Origin of the sequence: Micromonospora sp. WMMC415 (assembly GCF_009707425.1) — a bacterium.
Lineage (GTDB): Bacteria > Actinomycetota > Actinomycetes > Mycobacteriales > Micromonosporaceae > Micromonospora.
In genome coordinates this window covers 147,592-166,689 of record NZ_CP046104.1, presented here as the reverse complement: position 1 = coordinate 166,689, position 19,098 = coordinate 147,592, and the positions used below count along the sequence as shown (strand labels likewise).

The window sequence follows — 19,098 nt, the reverse complement described above, 5'->3', positions numbered from 1 at the left end:
CTTCGGTGTGTGATCCTTTGGGTGATGAACGAGCCGACCGAACAGACGACCGAGCCGACCGAATCGCGCCGGAATCGGGCCGCCCGGCGCGCCGGTGAGTTCCCTCCGCCACCCGAGCCGCTGCCCCGCCCGGTGCTGGACAGCCACACCCACCTCGACATCACGGTCAGCGAGGCCGGCGTGCCCGGCGGCGGCCCGGTCGACGACCCGGTCACGCGGGCGATCGAGGTGGCCGCGGCCGTCGGCGTCGACCGGCTGGTGCAGGTGGGCGTCGACGTCGAGTCGTCCCGGTGGGGCGCGGAGGTCGCCCAGAAGTACCCGGCGGTCGTCGCCACCGTCGCACTGCACCCCAACGAGGCGCCCCGCCTGTCCGACCTGGACGAGGCGCTGCGCGCGATCGAGACCCTCGCGGCCCGGGACCGGGTACGCGGCATCGGCGAGACCGGCATGGACTTCTACCGCACCGGCGACGAGGGCCGCGCCGCGCAGGAGGAGAGCTTCCGCGCGCACATCGCCATCGCGAAGCGGTACGGCAAGACCCTGGTCATCCACGACCGGGAGGCACACGCCGACGTGCTGCGGATCCTCGACGAGGAGGGTGCTCCCGACACGGTGGTGCTGCACTGCTTCTCCGGCGACGCGGACTTCGCCCGCGAGTGCGTCCGCCGCGGCTACCTGCTCAGCTTCGCCGGCACCGTCACCTTCGGCAGTTCCGCGGCGCTCCGCGAGGCCGCCGCGCTCACCCCGCTGGACCAGATCCTCGTGGAGACCGACGCGCCGTACCTCACCCCGATGCCGCACCGCGGCCGGCCGAACGCCTCGTACCTGATCCCGCTCACCGTCCGCTCCCTCGCCACGACCAGGGGCGCGGACCTGGACGACCTGTGCGCCGCCATCTCCACGACCGGTGACCGCGCCTTCGGACCGTGGTGAAAGGAGGGGCCCCTTATTAACGCCTCCGGTAGGTGAAGGGTCCCTTCCAATCACCGCGGCCAGCCCGCATACGCTACGGGGCGTGACCGGTCTCCTCGGCCCGGCGGAGATCCGGGACCTCGCCGCCCGTCTCGGCGTGGCGCCAACCAAGAAGCTCGGCCAGAACTTCGTGCACGACCCCAACACCGTGCGCCGGATCGTCACCACCGCCGGGCTGGCCCCCGACGACGTGGCGCTGGAGGTCGGACCCGGACTCGGCTCCCTCACCCTCGCGCTGCTGCCCGTCGCCGCGCACGTGCACGCCGTGGAGATCGATCGCACGCTGGCCGGCGCGCTGCCGGAGACCGCCGCCCGGTACGCCGGCCCCGCCGCGGACCGGCTCACCGTGCACCACGCCGACGCGCTGCGGGTCACCGGCGCCGACCTCGCCGAGCCGGCACCGACCGCCCTGGTGGCCAACCTGCCGTACAACGTCGCCGTGCCGGTGGTGCTGCACCTGCTCGCCGAACTGCCCACCCTGCGGCACGGCCTCGTCATGGTGCAGAAGGAGGTCGCCGACCGGCTCGTCGCCGGTCCCGGCTCCAAGGTGTACGGCGTTCCGTCGGTCAAGCTCGCCTGGTACGCCCGTGCCCGCGCCGCCGGGAAGGTCCCACCCAACGTGTTCTGGCCGGTGCCGAACGTCGACTCCGGCCTCGTCGCCTTCACCCGCCGCGAGCCGCCCCGCCCCGACGTACCCCGGGAGCGGGTCTTCGCCGTGGTGGACGCGGCGTTCGCGCAGCGTCGCAAGACCCTCCGCGCGGCCCTGGCCGGCTGGGCCGGCGGCGCCGACCGTGCCACCGAGGCCCTCACCGCCGCCGGAGTGGACCCGGGCGCACGCGGGGAGTCACTCACCGTCGAGCAGTTCGCCGCCATCGCCGCGTCGGCCCCGGCCGCCGCACCCGCCGCCCGCTAGGCTGGCGCCGGACCCGCCCCGGGCCCACCTGAACGCGTACGCCGCCCCAACCGGCCGACTCCGCCGAGGAGCTGATCGTGACCAAGCCGTTCGACATCCGGCCGCACGTCGGGGACCTGATCCCGTGACCGAGGCCTGGCGACCGGACGACGACGAGCCGCGCGGTGCCAGCGGGCCGGTACGCGTGAAGGTGCCCGCCAAGGTCAACCTGCACCTCGGGGTCGGGCCGCTGCGCCGCGACGGCTTCCACGAGCTGAACACCGTCTACCACGCGATCTCCATCCACGACGAGCTGACCGCCCGGCGCGGCGACACCCTCACCCTGACCATGGAGGGTGAGGGCACCGGTGAGCTGGCCCTGGACGACACCAACCTGGTCATCCGGGCCGCGCACGCCCTCGCCGGCTACGCGGGCGTCCTCCCGCACGCCCGGCTGCACCTGCGCAAGCACATCCCGCTCGCCGGGGGCCTGGCCGGTGGCAGCGCCGACGCCGCCGCCGCGCTGGTCGCCTGCGACGCGCTGTGGGGCACCGGGTTGTCCCGCGACGAGTTGGCCGGCATCGCCGCCGACCTCGGCTCCGACGTGCCGTTCCTGATCCATGGCGGCACCGCGCTCGGCACCGGCCGGGGCGAGGCGGTCAGCCCGGTGCTGGCCCGCCCCACCTCCTGGCACTGGGTGGTCGCGATCGCCGACGGCGGCCTGTCCACCCCCGCCGCGTACCGGGAACTCGACCGGCTCCGCGACGCCGGGACCGCCAACCCGCCGCTCGGCAGCACCGACGGGCTGCTCGCCGCGCTGCGCCAGCGCGACCCCCGGGTGCTCGCCGCCGCCCTCGGCAACGACCTCCAGGACGCCGCCCTCTCCCTGCGCCCGTCCCTGGCCGCCACGCTCAAGGCGGGCGAGGCGGCGGGCGCGCTCGCCGGCCTCGTCTCCGGGTCCGGGCCCACCTGCGTCTTCCTCGCCGTCGACGAGGCCCACGCCGTCCGCGTCGCCGCCGAGCTGGCCGCCGCCGGGGTGTGCCGGGAAGCCCGCACCGCGCACGGGCCCGTCGCCGGCGCCCGGATCGTCTAAACGGACCCGCCGTCGGACGGTGATCGACTCGATGCCGCCGGCATCGCGGCCTCCCGGGCGTCCGGACCCCCGATGCCGGCGATCTGGAGTTGATCGAGGGAACAGGGCCGGTCCGTCGGGTCGTTGACCTGCGTCGGGCCGGCGGCTGCGCCGCTCGACGGGTGCGGCCCAAAGCGAGCACCGCTGTCAGCGTCACGGCGCGGCGGGCGGGCCGGCCGCTCCGCGTACCCTGGGAGGCCAGGCGTCCCCAGGTGCCCACCGGCACCGGGACGCCTTGATCATGAGAGGTGGGATAGTGGCCAACATCGTCAACCTGGACCGGGTGTCCAAGGGCTACGGCGCCGCCGGGCCGCTGCTCACCGACGTCTCACTCGGCCTCGACGACGCCGACCGGATCGGTGTCGTCGGCCTCAACGGCGCCGGCAAGTCGACCCTGCTGCGGCTGCTCACCCGGCAGGAGGAGCCGGACGACGGCCGCGTCACCCACCGACGCGACCTGCGGGTGGCCTGGCTCCCGCAGACTCTCCAACTGGCGCCGGACGCCACCGTCCGGGACCTCGTCCTCGGCACCGCCTGGCTCGGCGAGAGCATGGGGGCCGAGCACGAGTGGGCCGGCGACGCCGGCGTCCGCGCCATCCTCGACGGCCTCGGCATGCCCCACCTCGGCCTCGACGCGCCGGTCGGCCCGATGTCCGGCGGCGAGCGCCGCCGGGTGGCCCTCGCGGCGCTGCTCGTCCGCGACTCCGACCTGCTCGTCCTCGACGAGCCCACCAACCACCTCGACGTCGGCGGCGTCGACTGGCTGGCCCGGCACCTCCTCGGCCGCAAGGGCGCGCTCGTCGTGGTCACCCACGACCGGTGGTTCCTCGACGCCGTCTGCACCACCACCTGGGAGGTCGCCGACCAGGCCGTCCGCGCGTACGAGGGCGGCTTCGCCGCCTGGACCCTCGCCCGCGCCGAACGCGAGCGGGTCGCCGCCGCCACCGAGGCCCGCCGGCAGAACCTGCTCCGCAAGGAGATCGCCTGGCTGCGCCGCGGCGCCCCCGCCCGCACCTCCAAGCCCAAGTTCCGCATCGACGCGGCCAACACGCTCATCGCCGACGTTCCGCCGCCGCGCGACACCATGTCGCTGCAACGCCTCGCCACCGCGCGGCTCGGCAAGCAGGTGTACGACCTGGAGCACGTCCGCCTCCACGCCGGCCCCAAGGAGATCCTGCACGACCTCACCTGGCAGGTCGGCCCCGGCGACCGCATCGCCGTCCTCGGCCGCAACGGCGCCGGCAAGACCACCCTGCTGCGGATGCTCGCCGGTGTCACCCACCCCGACGGCGGCCGGTTCGCCGCCGGCTCCACCGTCCGCCCGGCGTTCCTCTCCCAGGAACTCGCCGAACTCCCCGGCCACCTGCGCGTCCTCGAAGCCGTCGAGGAGGTCGCCCGGCGCGTCCGCCTCGGCGACCGGGAGATCTCCGCCGCCCAGCTCGCCGAGGTCTTCGGCTTCGACGACCGGCGGCTCTGGACCCCCGTCTCCGACCTCTCCGGAGGCGAACGACGCCGGCTCCAGATGCTCCGGCTGCTCGCCGGCGAGCCGAACGTCCTCCTGCTCGACGAGCCCACCAACGACCTCGACACCGACACCCTGGCCGCCCTCGAGGACCTGCTCGACTCCTGGCCCGGCACGATCGTCGTGGCCAGCCACGACCGGTACCTCATCGAGCGGGTGACCGACTCCGCGTACGGGATGTTCGGCGACGGCCGGCTGGTGCACCTGCCCGGCGGAGTCGACGAGTACCTGGCCCGGGCCGCCGAGGGGGCGGCGGCCCCCGCGCCCGCGTCGTCGGCCGGGGCGCCCGCCGCGCCGGCGGCGGAGGGGATGTCCGCCGCCGAGGTACGCCAGGCCCGCAAGGAACTCGCGAAGCTGGAGCGGCAGGTCGGCAAGCTGGAGCAGAAGGAGGCGGACCTGCTCGACCGGCTCGCCGCCAACGCCACCGACTACGCCACGGTCGCCGACCTCGACGCCCAGCTCAAGGACGTCCGCGCCGAACGGGAGCAGGTCGAGGAGGCCTGGCTGGCCCTGGCCGACCGGCTCCCCGCCGCCTGACGGTCGCCCCGGCACGACCGGCGGGGGCCGTGTGCGGCGTCACACCGGGACATGCGGGAGAATCACCGGCGACCCTCTTCCGTTCGTCGTTGGAGACTCAGAGATGGCGCACACCCCCGTCAACCACCCCGCGCGGCCGATCTACCGGGCGATCGGCGGGCTGACCGGTCTGTACCTGGTCGCCTTCGGCGTGCTCGGCCTCATCGCCAGCGCCGGCAACGAGGTCCTCGCCCAGGACGACACCACCGTCATCGGCCAGGGCACGAACGTCGGCTTCTCGCTGCTCAGCCTGCTGCTCGGCGGTGCCGTGCTGGCCGGCACGGTCATCGGTCGCAACCTCGACGTGGTGATCAACCAGTGGCTGGCGTACGTCATCATGGCGCTCAGCCTGGCCGGGCTCGCGTTCATCCGGACCGAGGCGAACATCTTCAACTTCAGCGTCGCCACCGTCATCGTGCTGATGGTGGTCGGCCTCGTCCTCCTCATGGTCGGCATGTACGGCAAGGTCGGGACGGACGAGGAGAAGGAGGCGTGGCAGAAGGCTCGGCTGGTGCTCTGAGGCTGCGGCGTTCTCGCCGGAGCATTGGTCGCGGTGGGGGTTCTCGCCGGAGCCCGACCCGCTCCGGGCGGTCAGGCTTGATCCCTCCGCGGGTCGGGCTCCGGCGAGAACCTGTCGTGGTGCCGGTCCGGGCGCACCCGCCGGGTTGGGTGGGATTCCACGTGGTTGCGGTCCATGGGTCGGTGCGGGCTCAGGTGGTTGCGATCCGTTGGTTGGTGCCGGCTCTGGCGTCCCTGCTGGTGATTCGGGGTACGTGGGGCGCTCGTGCGGGTGACAATCCTCCTGAATGTCGTCATTCTCGTGGAGGGGTCATGGCGCACTTTCCGGTCAATCATCCGGCGCGGCCGATCTACCGGGTCCTCTCCGGGCTGATCGGGCTCTACATCCTGGTCTTCGGTGTCTGGGGCACCGCGTCGACGCTGGGCGACCCGCTCTTCGAACAGAACGGCGACTGGGTGCTCGGCCTGCGTACCAACCTCGCGTTCTCACTGGTCTCCGTCGTCTTCGGCGCCTTCCTGCTGGTGGGCGCGTCCCGGCGCGGCAACCTGGGCCACTACATGAACCTCACCGCCGGGATCGTCTTCCTCGTCACCAGCATCCTCATGATGTCGGTGATGCAGACTTCGGCCAACTTCCTCAACTTCTCGATGTCGACCGTCATCGTCTCGATGATCTTCGGGCTGATCCTGCTCGGGACGGGCCTCTACGACAAGGTCGGCCCCCCGGAGCACGCCGACGAGGCACGGCGCCACCGCAACCACCCGATCGGCGCCCCGCGCCCCTGACTCACCGCCCCCGTACGGTGATCAGGCCCGGCTTCGCCTCCAGGTGTGACAGGCCGTTCCAGGCCAGGTTCACCAGGTGTGCGGCCACCGTCTCCTTGCGCGGTTTGCGTACCTCCAGCCACCACCGGCCGGTCAGCGCCACCATCCCCACCAGCGCCTGTGAGTAGAGTTCGGCGAGCTTCGGGTCGTACCCCCGGCTGGAGAACTCGGCGCCCAGGATGTGCTCCACCTGGTGGGCGACGTCGTTCAGCACACTGCTGAAGTTTCCCGTGGCCGACATCAGCGGCGACTCCCGGACCAGCACCCGGAACCCGCTGGTCTCCTCTTCGATGTACGTGAGCAGGGTCAACGCCGCCTGCTCCAGCAGCTCGCGCGGGTGGCCGGCGGTCAACGCGGTGGTGATCCGGTCCAGCAGGCTGCGGACCTCCCGGTCCACGACCACCGCGTACAGGCCCTCCTTGCCGCCGAAGTGCTCGTACACCACCGGCTTGGAGACCTTGGCCCGCGACGCCACCTCCTCGATCGACGTGGCGTCGAACCCGCGCTCGGCGAAGATTTGCCGGGCGATCGAGATCAACTGCTCGCGCCGCTGCGTTGCGGACATGCGTACGCGGGAGGTCTTGCCGGCCGCCGGCACCGCCCGGCGGCGGCCCGCGGTGCCGTCGCCGCCCGCGGCATCCGTCATGTCGTCACCTCGTCGGCGCTCGGTGACGCCCTGTCGTGGGATGGAGCCGGTCACCCGGCCATACTGCCAGGTAACGTCGGGCGCTACCGACCACTTACCGCTCGGTGTCCGCCCTCACCAGCTTGGCCGCGATCCGCTCGGGCTTCGGCCACCGGACGTCCCGGGCGGCGCCCAGCTTCTCGAACAGCCAGATCACCCGGGCCGAGATGTCCACCTGGCCGGGCAGCACGCCGTGCCGGGCGCTGGTCGGGTCGGCGTGGTGCAGGTTGTGCCAGCTCTCGCCGAAGGACAGAATCGCCAGCGGCCAGAAGTTCGCCGCCCGGTCGCCCTGGCGCATCGCGAACGGGCGCTCGCCGTACACGTGGCAGACCGAGTTGATCGACCACGTGACGTGGTGCAGCAGCGCGATGCGCACCAGGCCGCCCCAGAAGAACGCGGTCATCGCGCCCTGCCACGACCAGGTGAGCAGCCCGCCCATCACGGCCGGACCGAGCACCGACACCGCCACCAGCGCCGGGAAGGACCGGTCGACGCGGTTGATGTCCCGGTCGGCGACGAGATCCGGTGCGAAGCGCTTCCGGTTGGACAGTTCCCGGTTGAACAGCCAGCCGACGTGGGCGTGGAACAGCCCCTTCGTCAACCCGCGGACGGTGGCGCCGAACCGCCACGGCGAGTGCGGGTCACCCTCCAGGTCGGAGAAGGCGTGGTGGCGCCGGTGGTCGGCCACCCACTGGATGATCTCGCCCTGCACCGCCAGCGAACCCGCGACGGCGAGGCCGACCCGCAGCGCCCGCGTGGCCTTGAAGGAGCCGTGCGTGAAGTAGCGGTGGTAGCCGACCGTGATGCCGAGCCCGGAGGCCACGTACCAGAATCCGGCGACCGCCACGTCCGTCCAGGTCAACCAGCCGCCCCAGGCGACCGGCACGGCGGCCACCAGGGCCACGAACGGAACGACCACGAACACCCAGAGGGCGATGAGGATGCCGCGGGACTGGGCGCCGTCGGTGAGGGGCTTCGGGCCGGTCGGGGCGGGTTCGACGAGAGCGGTCGACATGGCACCTCGCAGAGGGGACGGAGGTCACGAGCTACGCTTACGTCACCGTAACTTGGGCGGGCCGGGCGCGCACCGGACAGAGTCGCGAATGAATGGCTGCTTTTGTCGTACGCCCGTTCTAATGTGCCGGCATGACCGATCCGCTCGCCGCTGAAGTGCGCCGGCTTCGCGCCGTCGAAGGCTTGTCCGTCCGCGAGATCCGGGCCCGCACGGGCATCGGGCGCAACCGGGTGTACGAGATGCTGCGCGGCGTCCCTGTGCCTGCCCGCGTCCGCCGGCCCAACGCCAAGGACGACCTCCGGATCGAGGCGGTGGCCCTGCGTTCCCGCGGGTGCCCGGTGCCCGAGATCGTGGAACGGTTGGGCGTGAGCCGGTCGACCGCGTACCTCTGGGTCCGGCATCTGCCGCTCGTCCAGGACGACGAGGCCGCGCGGACGCGCCGCAAGGCGCACTCGAAGGCGATGACGGACGCCCGGTGGGCGGCGCACCGCGAGGCGCGCGATGCCGCTCAGGCGGCGGAGCACGCGCGAGCGGCCAGGGTGGTCGAGCAGCTCGACGAGCGCGACTTGCTGCTGCTCGGCGCGGCGATCTACTGGTGTGAGGGCGCGAAGTCCAAGCCATGGCGGCGTGCCGACCACGTCCAGTTCATCAACAGCGACCCCGGGCTGCTCGCGCTGTTCATACGTTTCCTCGAGGTCTGTGGCATCGAACGAGGTGTTCCGCGATACCGGGTCAGCATTCACGAGACAGCGGACGTGCAGGCCGCGGAGGAGTGGTGGGCGCGAGAGTTGAAGCTGCCTCCTGACCGGTTCGGCCGGGCGACTCTGAAGAAGCACAACCCAGCCACCGTCCGTCTGAACACGGGCAGTGACTATCGTGGTTGTCTGGTGATCAACGTGCCACGTAGTCGAACGTTGTATTGGCGGATCGAGGGTATGATCGCTGAGCTGTTCCGGATCACCGGCCGTACGGGCGATTTTGAAGGCCCGTAGGCTTGACATTTCCATGGGGTGTGGGGTAATGGCAACCCGCAGGCCTTTGGAGCCTTGAGCTCCTGGTTCGAGTCCAGGCACCCCAGCTCCTACCACTTCCGGCATTGCGGCGGTCATGCCAATGACACCTCGGTGTCTGGTTAGCATGGCCGCGAGACTGTCGCCGTCCCGACGGGAGCCCACGTCGTGTCCCAGCAGCCCCACCTCCGCACCGTCGTCGTGCTCGCCGCCGGTGAGGGAAAGCGGATGAAGTCCGCGCTGCCGAAGGTGCTGCACCCGCTGCTCGGCCGTACGCTCGTCGGCCACGTGCTGAGCGCGGCCGCACCGCTCGCCGCGGACCGCACGGTGGTCGTGGTGGGCCACGGCGCCGACCAGGTCCGCGCGCACCTGGCCGAGATCGCCCCGCAGGCCACGCCCGTGCTCCAGGCCGAGCAGCTCGGCACCGGGCACGCCGTCCGGATCGCGCTGGACGCCGTTCCGGACGCCGCCGGCACCGTGGTGGTGATCAACGGCGACGTGCCGCTGCTGCGCCCGGAGACGGTCGGCGCGCTCGTCGAGGCGCACGAGCGGGAGGGCGCCGCGGCGACGGTGCTCGCCGCGGAGGTGCCCGACCCGACGGGGCTCGGCCGGATCGTGCGTGACGCCGACGGGCGGCTCCAGCAGATCGTGGAGCAGCGGGACGCCACCCCCGCCCAGCGGGAGATCCGGGAGATCAACGCGGGCATCTACGCGTTCGACGTGGTGCGGCTGCGGGACGCGCTCGGCAAGCTCTCCACGGACAACGACCAGGGCGAGGAGTACCTGACCGACGTCTTCGGCCTGCTGCGGTCGGCCGGTGAGCCGGTGGCCGTGCACCTGGCGGCGGATCACGTGGAGACGCTGGGCTGCAACGACCGGGTCGAGCTGGCCGCGCTGCGGCGGCTGCTGCGCGACCGGGTGAACGAGGCCTGGATGCGCAGCGGGGTCAGCCTGCTCGATCCGGAGACCACGTGGATCGACGTGACCGTGGCGCTGGACCGGGACGCGGTGATCGACCAGAACACGCAGCTGCAGGGCGCGACGGTGGTCGGCTCCGGTGCGGTGGTCGGGCCGGACGTCACGCTGGTGGACACGGTGGTCGGGCAGGGCGCGACGGTGGTGCGCAGCCACGCGGTGGGGGCGGAGGTCGGCCCGCGGGCCAGTGTCGGCCCGTACGCGTACCTGCGGCCGGCGGCGCGGCTGGCGGAGAAGGCCAAGGTCGGCACGTTCGTCGAGGTGAAGAACTCGGAGATCGGCGCCGGGTCGAAGGTGCCGCACCTGACGTACGTCGGGGACGCCTCGATCGGCGAGCAGAGCAACATCGGCGCAGCGACCGTCTTCGTGAACTACGACGGTGTGCGCAAGCACCGCACGGTCATCGGCAGTCACGCCCGTACCGGTGCGGACAACATGTTCGTCGCGCCGGTCGTGGTGGGCGACGGCGCGTACACGGCGGCCGGTTCGGTGATCATCGACGACGTGCCCGCCGGTGCGATGGGTGTGGCCCGGGCACGGCAGCGCAACATCGAGGGCTGGGTGCTCAAGCGGCGGGCCGGGACGGCGGCCGCGGAGGCCGCCGAGCGCGCCCGGCGCGGCGGTGAGGGTGCGGTGGCGCCCGGTTTGCCGGCAAGTGAAGGTGAGGCAATCCACGGGGATGCCGAGCCGGTGGGCGGGGCGTCCGGCGCGGGAGATACTGCAACCGACTAGTCCCCGGCCCGCCATCCACCGCGCCGGGCACCACCGACCTACGGGAGCAGACGGGCCATGGGCAGCATCGTCGCCGAAAACCGCAAGAGCCTGATGCTCTTCTCCGGGCGGGGCTTTCCGGAGTTGGCGAAGGAGATCGGTGAGGTGCTCGGCGTCGCGCCGACGCCGGCCGACGCGTACGACTTCGCCAACGGTGAGATCTTCGTACGCTACAAGGACTCGGTGCGCGGTTCGGACGCCTTCGTGGTGCAGTCCGTGACGCACGGGGTCAACACGTGGGTCATGGAGACCCTGATCATGGTCGACGCGCTGAAGCGTGGTTCGGCCAAGCGGATCACCGTGGTCCTGCCGTTCTATCCGTACTCGCGGCAGGACAAGAAGCACCGGGGTCGGGAGCCGATCTCGGCCCGGCTCATCGCGGACCTGCTGAAGACGGCGGGTGCGAACCGGATCCTGACCGTCGACCTGCACACCGCCCAGATCCAGGGCTTCTTCGACGGGCCGGTGGACCACCTGTTCGCGATGGACGTCCTGGCGGAGTACGTGGAGCGCCGGTACGCGGGTCGGCCGATGACGGTGGTGGCGCCGGATTCGGGCCGGGTGCGGGTGGCCGAGCGGTGGACCGACCGGCTGGGTGGCTGCCCGCTGGCGTTCATCCACAAGACCCGGGATCCCTCCAAGCCGAACCAGGTGGTGGCGAACCGGGTGGTCGGCGAGGTCGAGGGTCGGGTCTGCCTGATCGTCGACGACATGATCGACACCGGTGGCACGATCACGAAGGCGGCCGACATCCTCCAGGAGTCGGGCGCGGCGGAGATCATCGTGGCGTCCACCCACGCGCTGCTGTCGGACCCGGCGACCGAGCGGTTGAAGAACAGCCCGATCAGCGAGGTCGTGGTGACCAACACGCTGCCGCTGCCGCCGGAGAAGCAGCTCGACAAGCTCACCGTCCTGTCGATCGCGCCGCTGCTGGCGCGGGCGATCCGTGAGGTGTTCGACGACGGCTCGGTGACCACCCTTTTCGGTGGTTTGAGCTGAACCACGGCGCTTTCCCCGCCGTCGTTCGCGGCGGCGGGAACGCTGACGAGGGGACTGCCGGAGAGGGCAGAATCCGCTCGGGTAGACTGGTGCGGTTGCCACGGCGAGGGTGCCCTGCGGGCCGCTGACTCAGTACCGCACGGAGCGCCGTCATCGACGCGGTGCTCCGGGCAGTCGTTCATGACGCATGAGCCCCAGCGAGCCCCTCGCCCAGCACCGCCAGACGACAAGCGCAGCAGCGAAGCATCAGGAGTTTCCCCGTGTCCGAGGTAAAGATCAGCGCCGAGCCCCGTACCGAGTTCGGCAAGGGTGGTGCCCGTCGTACCCGCCGGGCCGGCAAGGTGCCCGCCGTGCTGTACGGCCACGGCGAGAAGCCCAAGCACATCGCGCTCCCGGCGCGTGAGTTCGCGGCCGCGATCCGCAAGGGCGGTGCGAACCAGCTCTTCGCGATCGAGGTGAGTGACGGCACCCAGGTGCTGGCGCTGCCGAAGGCGATCCAGCGTGACCCGATCAAGGACACCTTCGAGCACGTCGACCTGCTGCTCGTCCGCCGTGGCGAGAAGGTCACCGTCGAGGTCCCGGTCCAGCTGGTCGGCGAGGCCGCGAAGGACACCCTGATCGTGCACGACCACGACACCCTCTCGGTGACCGCCGACGCCACCAAGGTGCCGGACCACCTCGAGGCGTCCATCGAGGGCCTGGAGGCGGGCACCCAGGTGACCGCGTCCGACGTCGAGCTGCCGGCCGGCGTCGAGCTGGCCGCCGACCCGGAGCTGCCGGTCGCCGCGGTGACCGCCGCCCCGACCGCCGAGCAGCTCGAGGCCACGCTGCCCGAGGTCGAGGAGGCCGCCGAGGAGGCCGAGGCTGAGGTCGGCGAAGAGACCGAGTCCTCCGAGGGCGCCGAGGGCGGCGCTCCGGCCGCCGAGGGCGAGGAGAACGCCGAGGCGAAGACCGAGGCCTGATCGGTCCGCTGCGCAGCGACAGGCGTCCCCGTTCCTCGGGGGCGCCTGTCGGCGTATCGGGGCGGCGAGGAGCGGCGGTGGTCCGCCGGACGAGAGCGGGAAGGAACGGGCGGTGACGGACGAGACGGGGCCGTGGCTGGTGGTCGGCCTGGGTAACCCGGGTCGGGAGTACGCCGGCAACCGGCACAACGTCGGTTTCATGGCGGCCGACCTGCTCGCGGGGCGGGTGGGGGCGAAGTTCGGGCGGCACAAGCGGGCGGTGGCGGAGGTCGCCGAGGGGCGGCTGGGGTTCGGCGGCCCGCGGCTGGTGCTGGTCAAGCCGTTGACGTACATGAACCTGTCGGGCGGGCCGGTGGCGAGCCTGGCGCAGTTCTACAAGGTGCCGCCGGCGCAGGTGATCGCCGTCCACGACGAGCTGGACATCGCGTACGGCCAGGTGCGGGTGAAGTGCGGCGGTGGCGAGGGCGGGCACAACGGCCTGCGGTCGATGACGAAGTCGCTGGGCACGAAGGAGTACGTCCGGGTGCGGTTCGGGATCGGCCGGCCGCCGGGGCGGCAGGATCCGGCGGACTTCGTCCTGTCGGATTTCGGCGCGGTCGAGCGCAAGGAGCTGGATTTCCTGGTGGACCGGGCCGTGGACGTGGTGGAGTCGGTCATCGTCCGGGGTGTGGAGCCCACGCAGAACCTGTACCACGGCGGATAGCCCCGAGGCTTTCGTGCGGCGCGGGGCCGGCGTGCGGGTCGGGGCGGGTAGTCTGCGCCCTTTGGGGCGTGGCGCGGGCGGCTGGCGGGGTTCGCTCGGGCGACGCGGATCGTGGGTGCGGCGACGGGAGCAGGGTGATGGGCAGTCCTCCGATGATCGACGGGGCGTTCGCCCGATGGCTGGCCGGCCGGGCCGGGCAGGCGCTGCTCGGTCTGCGGGCCGAGATGGGGTTCGCCGACGCGGGCGCGTTGAAGTCGGCCGGGGACAAGGTCTCGCACGACCTGATCCGTACGGAGCTGGCGAAGTGGCGGCCCGGTGACGCGGTCCTGTCGGAGGAGGACGAGGGGTCACGGCTGGCGTGGGCGGCGGAGGTCAGCGAGGGGGCGGTGTCCCGGCTGACGGCCGACCGGGTGTGGATCATCGATCCGCTGGACGGCACCCGCGAGTTCGCCGAGGAGGGGCGCTCGGACTGGGCGGTGCACGTGGCGCTCTGGGCGCGGAACGCGCCCGCCCCGCACGGGCTCGTGGCGGGCGCGGTCGGGCTGCCGGCGCAGCACCGGGTGCTGGGGACGGACTACCCACCGGCGTACCCGCCGATGACGCTGGAGGCGGCCACCGCGGGTGGCGCGCGGACGATCCGGCTGGCGGCGAGCCGGAGCCGGCCGCCGGTGTTCCTGACCGACCTGGCCGAGGAGGTCGGCGCGCACCTGGTGCCGATGGGATCGGCGGGCGCGAAGATCGCGGCGGTGGTCACCGGTGAGGTGGACGCGTACATCCACGCGGGCGGCCAGTACGAGTGGGACTCGGCGGCGCCGGTGGCTGTGGCGACGGCCACCGGACTGCACGCTTCCCGGATCGACGGATCTGCGCTGAAATACAACGAGGCCGACCCGCGGCTGCCGGACCTGCTGGTCTGCCGTAAGGATCTCGCCAGTCGGTTGCTTGCAGCGTTGCAGCGGCATTCCGGGTAGCCTGAGCGCCTGTTCTTCCCATGTCCGACCGGAAAGGTCTGGAAATGAGCGTGCGAATCGAGTCGGTGTCATGACCACCACGGCCGCGTACCAGGTTTCCCACCTCGACGCGCTGGAGGCCGAGAGCATCTTCGTGATGCGCGAGGTGGTCGCCGAGATGGAGCGCCCGGTGCTGCTCTTCTCCGGCGGCAAGGATTCGATCGTCATGCTGCGGCTGGCGCAGAAGGCGTTCGCGCCGGCCAACATCCCCTTCCCGGTCATGCACGTCGACACCGGGCACAACTTCCCCGAGGTGCTGGAGTACCGGGACCGGCGGGTCGAGGAGTTGGGCCTGCAACTCGTCGTGGCGAGCGTGCCGGAGGCACTGACCAGCGGCCTGGTGCGGGAGTCCGCCGACGGGATGCGCAACCGGATCCAGACCCCGGTGCTGCTGGACGCGGTCGAGAAGCACCGCTTCGACGCGCTCTTCGGCGGGGCCCGCCGGGACGAGGAGAAGGCCCGGGCCAAGGAGCGGGTGTTCAGCTTCCGCGACGAGTTCGGCCAGTGGGATCCGAAGAACCAGCGTCCGGAGCTGTGGGCGCTCTACAACGGGCGGCACTACCCGGGCGAGTCGATCCGGGTGTTCCCGCTGTCCAACTGGACCGAGCTGGACGTGTGGCACTACATCGCCCGGGAGCGGATCGAGCTGCCGTCGATCTACTACGCGCACGAGCGCGAGGTGATCGAACGCGACGGGATGCTGTACGCGGTCAACGAGTTCTTCCGCCCCCGGGCGGGGGAGGAGCGGTTCAAGGCGCGGGTGCGCTACCGGACGGTGGGCGACGCGTCCTGCACGGCGGCGGTCCGCTCGGACGCCGACACGGTGGAGAAGGTCATCGAGGAGGTGGCGGCCACCCGGATCACCGAGCGTGGCGCGACCCGCGGTGACGACCGGGTCAGTGAGGCCGCGATGGAGGACCGCAAGCGGGAGGGCTACTTCTGATGACCACCGAGACGATCGCGCCGGCCGGGTCCGACGCGTCCGCCCGCCCGATGGACCTGCTGCGGTTCGCCACCGCCGGCAGCGTGGACGACGGCAAGTCGACCCTGATCGGCCGGCTGCTGTACGACACCAAGTCGCTCTTCACCGACCAGCTCGCCGCGGTCGAGGCGGTCAGCGCGGCCCGGGGCGACGAGTACACGAACCTCGCGTTGCTCACCGACGGCCTGCGGGCGGAGCGGGAGCAGGGCATCACCATCGACGTGGCGTACCGCTACTTCGCCACCCCGCGGCGGAAGTTCATCATCGCCGACACCCCCGGGCACATCCAGTACACGCGGAACATGGTCACCGGGGCGTCCACGGCCGACCTGGCGCTGATCCTGGTCGACGCCCGCAAGGGTCTGGTCGAGCAGTCCCGCCGACACGCGTTCCTCTGCTCGCTGCTGCGGGTGCCGCACCTGGTCCTCTGCGTCAACAAGATGGACCTGGTGGACTGGTCGCAGGACGTGTTCGAGCGGATCGCCGACGAGTTCACCGCGTTCGCCGCGAAGCTCGAGGTGCCCGACCTGACCGTGGTGCCGATCTCCGCCCTGAAGGGCGACAACATCGTCTCCCGCTCGGAGAACATGCCCTGGTACGACGGGCCGTCGTTGCTGCACCACCTGGAGCGGGTGCACATCGCCAGCGACCGCAACCTGGTCGACGTGCGCTTCCCGGTGCAGTACGTGATCCGCCCGCAGTCGACCACCGTCACGGACTACCGGGGGTACGCCGGCCAGGTCGCCTCGGGCGTGCTCAAGCCGGGCGACGAGGTGATGGTGCTGCCGTCGGGCTTCACCAGCCGGATCGCCGCGGTGGAGACCGCTGACGGGCCGGTCGCGGAGGCGTTCCCGCCGATGTCGGTGACCGTACGCCTGACCGACGAGATCGACATCTCCCGGGGCGACATGATCTGCCGGCCGAACAACGCCCCGGCCGTCGCCCAGGACATCGAGGCGATGGTCTGCTGGATGGACGAGACCCGCCCGCTCCAGGTCGGCGGCAGGTACGCGATCAAGCACACGACCCGCTCGGCGCGGGCGATCGTCCGGGGTCTGCACTACCGGCTGGACATCAACTCGCTGCACCGCGACGAGTCGGCGGGGGAGTTGAAGCTCAACGAGATCGGTCGGGTCCGGCTGCGGACGACGGTGCCGCTGCTCGCCGACGAGTACCGCCGCAACCGCACCACCGGCGGCTTCGTGATCATCGACGAGACGACGAACCGGACGGTCGGCGCCGGCATGATCGTCGAGGCGGGCTGAGGCGGATGTTAAGAAGGGACCCCTCCTCTACCTGAGGCGTTAAGAAGGGGCCCTTCCTTTCACCCCAGGCGGGTGGCGCCGGCGGTGGGGAGGACGGTGACCGTGTGGGGGGCGGTGAAGGCGCGCTCGGCGTACGCGTGCCGGACGGCGTCGGCGACGGCGACGGCGCGATCGGCGTCGACCAGGGCGAGGACGCAGCCGCCGAAGCCGCCGCCAGTCATCCGGGCACCCAGCGCCCCGGCGGCGAGGGCGGTCTCCACCGCGGTGTCGATCTCCGGGACGGTGATCTCGAAGTCGTCCCGCATGGACGCGTGCGAGGCGGTGAGCAGCGGCCCGATCTCGCGGACCCGACCGGCACGCAGCAACGTGACCGTGTCGAGCACCCGCTGGTCCTCGGTGACGACGTGGCGTACCCGGCGGCGGGTCTCGTCGTCGGGCAGCCGGTCGAGTGCGGCGTCGAGGTCGGCCATGGCCACGTCGCGCAGGGCGGGCACCCCGAGCGCCGCGGCGGCCCGTTCGCACGAGCGCCGGCGGGACGCGTACTCCCCGTCGGCGTGCCGGTGCGGCGCCCGGCTGTCGACCACGAGCACGGCCAGGCCGGCCTCGTCGAGGTCGAACGGGATGTGCTCGACCGACTCGTCGCGGCAGTCGAGGAACAGCGCGTGCCCGGCCCGGCAGCGGACCGCGGCCGACTGGTCCATGATCCCGGTCGGTGCGCCGACGTAGTGGTTCTCGGCCCGCTGCGCGAGCCGGGGCTGCTTCTCGGCGGGCAGGTCGAGGCCGCCCAGGTCGACGAGGGCCGCCAGCACGGCGGCCTCCAGGGCCGCCGAGGAGGAGAGCCCGGAGCCGAGCGGCACGTCGGAGGCGATCGCCAGGCGGGCGCCGGGCACGGCGTACCCGGCGTCGCGCAGCGCCCACACCACCCCCGCCACGTACGCGGCCCAGCCGGTCACCCGGCCCGGCTCGTCGACCGCCTCGGGCCCGAACTCCACCGGGTGGTCGGCGAGCTCCGACCAGACCGTCCAGCCCTGGTCCTCCCGCGCCGCGGCGGCGACCACGGTACGCAGCGGCAGCGCGAAGGGGAGCACGTAGCCGTCGTTGTAGTCGGTGTGCTCGCCGATCAGGTTGACCCGGCCGGGAGCCGCCCAGCGGCCCGCCGGCTCGGCGGCGTACCGGGAGCGGAAGCCGGCGGTGGCACGGGCCGCGACGTCGGCGGTGACGCCGGTGGTCGTGCCGGCCGTGCCGTCGCCGGCGTCGGCGTCGGCGTGGGCTTCCGAGACGGACCGGCCGGTCACGCCCCCTCCAGGACGTGGGTGCGGTAGAACGCCCAGGCGTCGTGGACCATGTCGTGCAGCGTCGGCTTGGCCGGCACCCAGCCCAGCTCCGCCCGGGCCAGGTCGGAGGCGGCGACCAGCTCGGCGGGGTCGCCCTCGCGGCGCGGCGCGACCTCGACCGGGACCGGGTGACCGGTGACCTCACGGACCACCTCGACCACCTGGCGGTTGGTGAAGCCGTTGCCGTTGCCCAGGTTGTAGATGCGGTGCTGGCCGGGGACCGCCGCGTCGAGCGCCAGCAGGTGGGCGCGGGCCAGGTCGGCGACGTGGATGTAGTCGCGGACGCAGGTGCCGTCGACGGTGGGGTAGTCGTCGCCGAAGAGCTGGAGCTTCTCCCGCCGGCCGGCGGCCACGTCGAGGGCGATGGGGATGAGGTGGGTCTCCGGCTCGTGCCGCTCGCCGAGGGCCACGTCGCCGTCGAGGTGCGCGCCGGCGACGTTGAAGTAGCGCAGCGAGACGGCGGCGAGGCCGTGCCCGGCCGCCTCGGAGGTGAGCGCCATGTCGACGGTGAGCTTGGTGGCCCCGTACGTGTTGGTGGGCGCGGTGACCGCGGTCTCCGGGATCGGCAGCTCGGTCGGGTTGCCGTAGACGGCGGCGGTGGAGGAGAAGACCAGCTTCGGCACTCCGGCGGTGCGCACCGCGTCGATCAGGGCGAGCGAGCCGATGACGTTGTTGTGCCAGTACAGCTCGGGCTTGACCATCGACTCGCCGGCGGCGATCAGGGCGGCGAAGTGCAGCACCCCGTCGAAGCCCGCGTCGGGGGTCAGCACCCGGGCCACGTCGTGGAGCGCGACGTCGACGTGCGTGGCCTCGGGCGCGAGCGCCTCGCGGTGGCCCGTCCGGAGGTCGTCCAGGACGACGACCTCGTGGCCGGCGTCGAGCAGCATCCGGGTCACCACGCTGCCGATGAAGCCGGCGCCGCCGGTGACGAGCAGTTTCACGTCGGTCT

At 72.2% G+C, this 19,098-nt stretch carries 18 protein-coding genes and 1 tRNA gene; 15 read left to right on the top strand and 4 right to left on the bottom strand.

Annotated elements, in window-relative coordinates; translation table 11 throughout:
* Nucleotides 1-24 precede the first annotated feature (24 nt).
* The 6 genes from GKC29_RS00780 (at nucleotide 25) to GKC29_RS00755 (ending at nucleotide 6,399) form a co-directional block, all read left to right on the top strand.
* The gene (locus GKC29_RS00780; RefSeq protein ID WP_155328983.1) at nucleotides 25-933 is read left to right on the top strand and encodes a TatD family hydrolase; all 909 of its coding nucleotides are present in this window, start codon (nucleotides 25-27) and stop codon (nucleotides 931-933) included.
* Between the two features lie 82 nt (nucleotides 934-1,015).
* The gene (gene rsmA / locus GKC29_RS00775) at nucleotides 1,016-1,885 is read left to right on the top strand and encodes a 16S rRNA (adenine(1518)-N(6)/adenine(1519)-N(6))-dimethyltransferase RsmA (RefSeq protein WP_155328982.1); all 870 of its coding nucleotides are present in this window, start codon (nucleotides 1,016-1,018) and stop codon (nucleotides 1,883-1,885) included.
* A 124-nt stretch (nucleotides 1,886-2,009) separates the two neighbouring features.
* Nucleotides 2,010-2,957: a 4-(cytidine 5'-diphospho)-2-C-methyl-D-erythritol kinase gene (locus GKC29_RS00770; protein ID WP_155328981.1), complete on the top strand. Its 948-nt coding sequence runs from the start codon at nucleotides 2,010-2,012 to the stop codon at nucleotides 2,955-2,957.
* 295 nt (nucleotides 2,958-3,252) lie between these two features.
* Nucleotides 3,253-5,055 carry an ABC-F family ATP-binding cassette domain-containing protein gene (locus tag GKC29_RS00765; RefSeq protein WP_155328980.1) on the top strand — a complete coding sequence of 601 codons (1,803 nt, stop codon included), beginning with the start codon at nucleotides 3,253-3,255 and terminating at the stop codon, nucleotides 5,053-5,055.
* Between the two features lie 103 nt (nucleotides 5,056-5,158).
* Nucleotides 5,159-5,614: a DUF4383 domain-containing protein gene (locus GKC29_RS00760; protein ID WP_155328979.1), complete on the top strand. Its 456-nt coding sequence runs from the start codon at nucleotides 5,159-5,161 to the stop codon at nucleotides 5,612-5,614.
* A gap of 311 nt (nucleotides 5,615-5,925) precedes the next feature.
* Nucleotides 5,926-6,399, top strand: a complete 474-nt coding sequence (locus GKC29_RS00755) for a DUF4383 domain-containing protein (protein ID WP_155328978.1) — start codon at nucleotides 5,926-5,928, stop codon at nucleotides 6,397-6,399.
* A 1-nt stretch (nucleotide 6,400) separates the two neighbouring features.
* Here the strand turns inward: GKC29_RS00755 and GKC29_RS00750 are convergent, their stop codons facing one another.
* Both GKC29_RS00750 and GKC29_RS00745 read right to left on the bottom strand, forming a co-directional pair.
* Nucleotides 6,401-7,084 (bottom strand): TetR/AcrR family transcriptional regulator, encoded by a 684-nt coding sequence (locus GKC29_RS00750; RefSeq protein ID WP_155328977.1) that lies wholly within the window; start codon nucleotides 7,082-7,084, stop codon nucleotides 6,401-6,403.
* A 94-nt stretch (nucleotides 7,085-7,178) separates the two neighbouring features.
* Complete coding sequence (locus tag GKC29_RS00745; protein WP_155328976.1) at nucleotides 7,179-8,138, bottom strand: acyl-CoA desaturase; 960 nt, start codon at nucleotides 8,136-8,138, stop codon at nucleotides 7,179-7,181.
* Nucleotides 8,139-8,269: 131 nt separating this feature from the next.
* Here GKC29_RS00745 and GKC29_RS00740 point away from each other — a divergent pair, with 131 nt between their 5' ends.
* The 9 genes from GKC29_RS00740 to GKC29_RS00700 all read left to right on the top strand — a co-directional run bounded on the left by GKC29_RS00740 (nucleotide 8,270) and on the right by GKC29_RS00700 (nucleotide 16,815).
* Complete coding sequence (locus tag GKC29_RS00740) at nucleotides 8,270-9,130, top strand: helix-turn-helix domain-containing protein (protein ID WP_155328975.1); 861 nt, start codon at nucleotides 8,270-8,272, stop codon at nucleotides 9,128-9,130.
* Nucleotides 9,131-9,144: 14 nt separating this feature from the next.
* Nucleotides 9,145-9,216 (top strand) — tRNA-Gln (locus tag GKC29_RS00735).
* A gap of 100 nt (nucleotides 9,217-9,316) precedes the next feature.
* On the top strand, nucleotides 9,317-10,855 hold the full coding sequence (glmU, locus tag GKC29_RS00730) for a bifunctional UDP-N-acetylglucosamine diphosphorylase/glucosamine-1-phosphate N-acetyltransferase GlmU (protein WP_155328974.1): 1,539 nt from the start codon (nucleotides 9,317-9,319) through the stop codon (nucleotides 10,853-10,855).
* Between the two features lie 57 nt (nucleotides 10,856-10,912).
* Nucleotides 10,913-11,893, top strand: a complete 981-nt coding sequence (locus tag GKC29_RS00725) for a ribose-phosphate diphosphokinase (RefSeq protein WP_155328973.1) — start codon at nucleotides 10,913-10,915, stop codon at nucleotides 11,891-11,893.
* Between the two features lie 260 nt (nucleotides 11,894-12,153).
* Complete coding sequence (locus GKC29_RS00720) at nucleotides 12,154-12,855, top strand: 50S ribosomal protein L25/general stress protein Ctc (RefSeq protein ID WP_155328972.1); 702 nt, start codon at nucleotides 12,154-12,156, stop codon at nucleotides 12,853-12,855.
* Nucleotides 12,856-12,967: 112 nt separating this feature from the next.
* Nucleotides 12,968-13,558, top strand: a complete 591-nt coding sequence (pth, locus tag GKC29_RS00715) for an aminoacyl-tRNA hydrolase (protein WP_155328971.1) — start codon at nucleotides 12,968-12,970, stop codon at nucleotides 13,556-13,558.
* Between the two features lie 137 nt (nucleotides 13,559-13,695).
* A complete protein-coding gene (locus tag GKC29_RS00710) occupies nucleotides 13,696-14,529 on the top strand; it encodes an inositol monophosphatase family protein (RefSeq protein ID WP_155328970.1) in 834 nt (277 codons plus the stop codon).
* 70 nt (nucleotides 14,530-14,599) lie between these two features.
* On the top strand, nucleotides 14,600-15,511 hold the full coding sequence (gene cysD, locus GKC29_RS00705) for a sulfate adenylyltransferase subunit CysD (protein WP_155328969.1): 912 nt from the start codon (nucleotides 14,600-14,602) through the stop codon (nucleotides 15,509-15,511).
* Nucleotides 15,511-16,815: a sulfate adenylyltransferase subunit 1 gene (locus GKC29_RS00700; protein WP_155328968.1), complete on the top strand. Its 1,305-nt coding sequence runs from the start codon at nucleotides 15,511-15,513 to the stop codon at nucleotides 16,813-16,815. Before cysD ends, GKC29_RS00700 begins: the two co-directional genes overlap by 1 nt.
* A gap of 59 nt (nucleotides 16,816-16,874) precedes the next feature.
* Here GKC29_RS00700 and galK read toward each other — a convergent pair whose 3' ends face one another.
* A complete protein-coding gene (gene galK / locus GKC29_RS00695; RefSeq protein WP_155328967.1) occupies nucleotides 16,875-18,110 on the bottom strand; it encodes a galactokinase in 1,236 nt (411 codons plus the stop codon).
* Entirely contained in the window at nucleotides 18,107-19,090 is a 984-nt protein-coding gene (gene galE / locus GKC29_RS00690; protein WP_155328966.1) for a UDP-glucose 4-epimerase GalE, read from the bottom strand. Before galE ends, galK begins: the two co-directional genes overlap by 4 nt.
* Between the last annotated feature and the right edge of the window lie 8 nt (nucleotides 19,091-19,098).

What these genes read in the sequence shown, in the direction of transcription:
- GKC29_RS00745 (WP_155328976.1), bottom strand. Translation starts at nt 8,138, where the DNA reads ATGTCGACCGCTCTCGTCGAACCCGCCCCGACCGGCCCGAAGCCCCTC.
- GKC29_RS00755 (WP_155328978.1), top strand. Translation starts at nt 5,926, where the DNA reads ATGGCGCACTTTCCGGTCAATCATCCGGCGCGGCCGATCTACCGGGTC.
- GKC29_RS00780 (WP_155328983.1), top strand. Translation starts at nt 25, where the DNA reads ATGAACGAGCCGACCGAACAGACGACCGAGCCGACCGAATCGCGCCGG.
- cysD (WP_155328969.1), top strand. Translation starts at nt 14,600, where the DNA reads ATGACCACCACGGCCGCGTACCAGGTTTCCCACCTCGACGCGCTGGAG.
- GKC29_RS00725 (WP_155328973.1), top strand. Translation starts at nt 10,913, where the DNA reads ATGGGCAGCATCGTCGCCGAAAACCGCAAGAGCCTGATGCTCTTCTCC.
- GKC29_RS00710 (WP_155328970.1), top strand. Translation starts at nt 13,696, where the DNA reads ATGGGCAGTCCTCCGATGATCGACGGGGCGTTCGCCCGATGGCTGGCC.
- GKC29_RS00760 (WP_155328979.1), top strand. Translation starts at nt 5,159, where the DNA reads ATGGCGCACACCCCCGTCAACCACCCCGCGCGGCCGATCTACCGGGCG.
- GKC29_RS00750 (WP_155328977.1), bottom strand. Translation starts at nt 7,084, where the DNA reads ATGACGGATGCCGCGGGCGGCGACGGCACCGCGGGCCGCCGCCGGGCG.
- GKC29_RS00700 (WP_155328968.1), top strand. Translation starts at nt 15,511, where the DNA reads ATGACCACCGAGACGATCGCGCCGGCCGGGTCCGACGCGTCCGCCCGC.
- GKC29_RS00740 (WP_155328975.1), top strand. Translation starts at nt 8,270, where the DNA reads ATGACCGATCCGCTCGCCGCTGAAGTGCGCCGGCTTCGCGCCGTCGAA.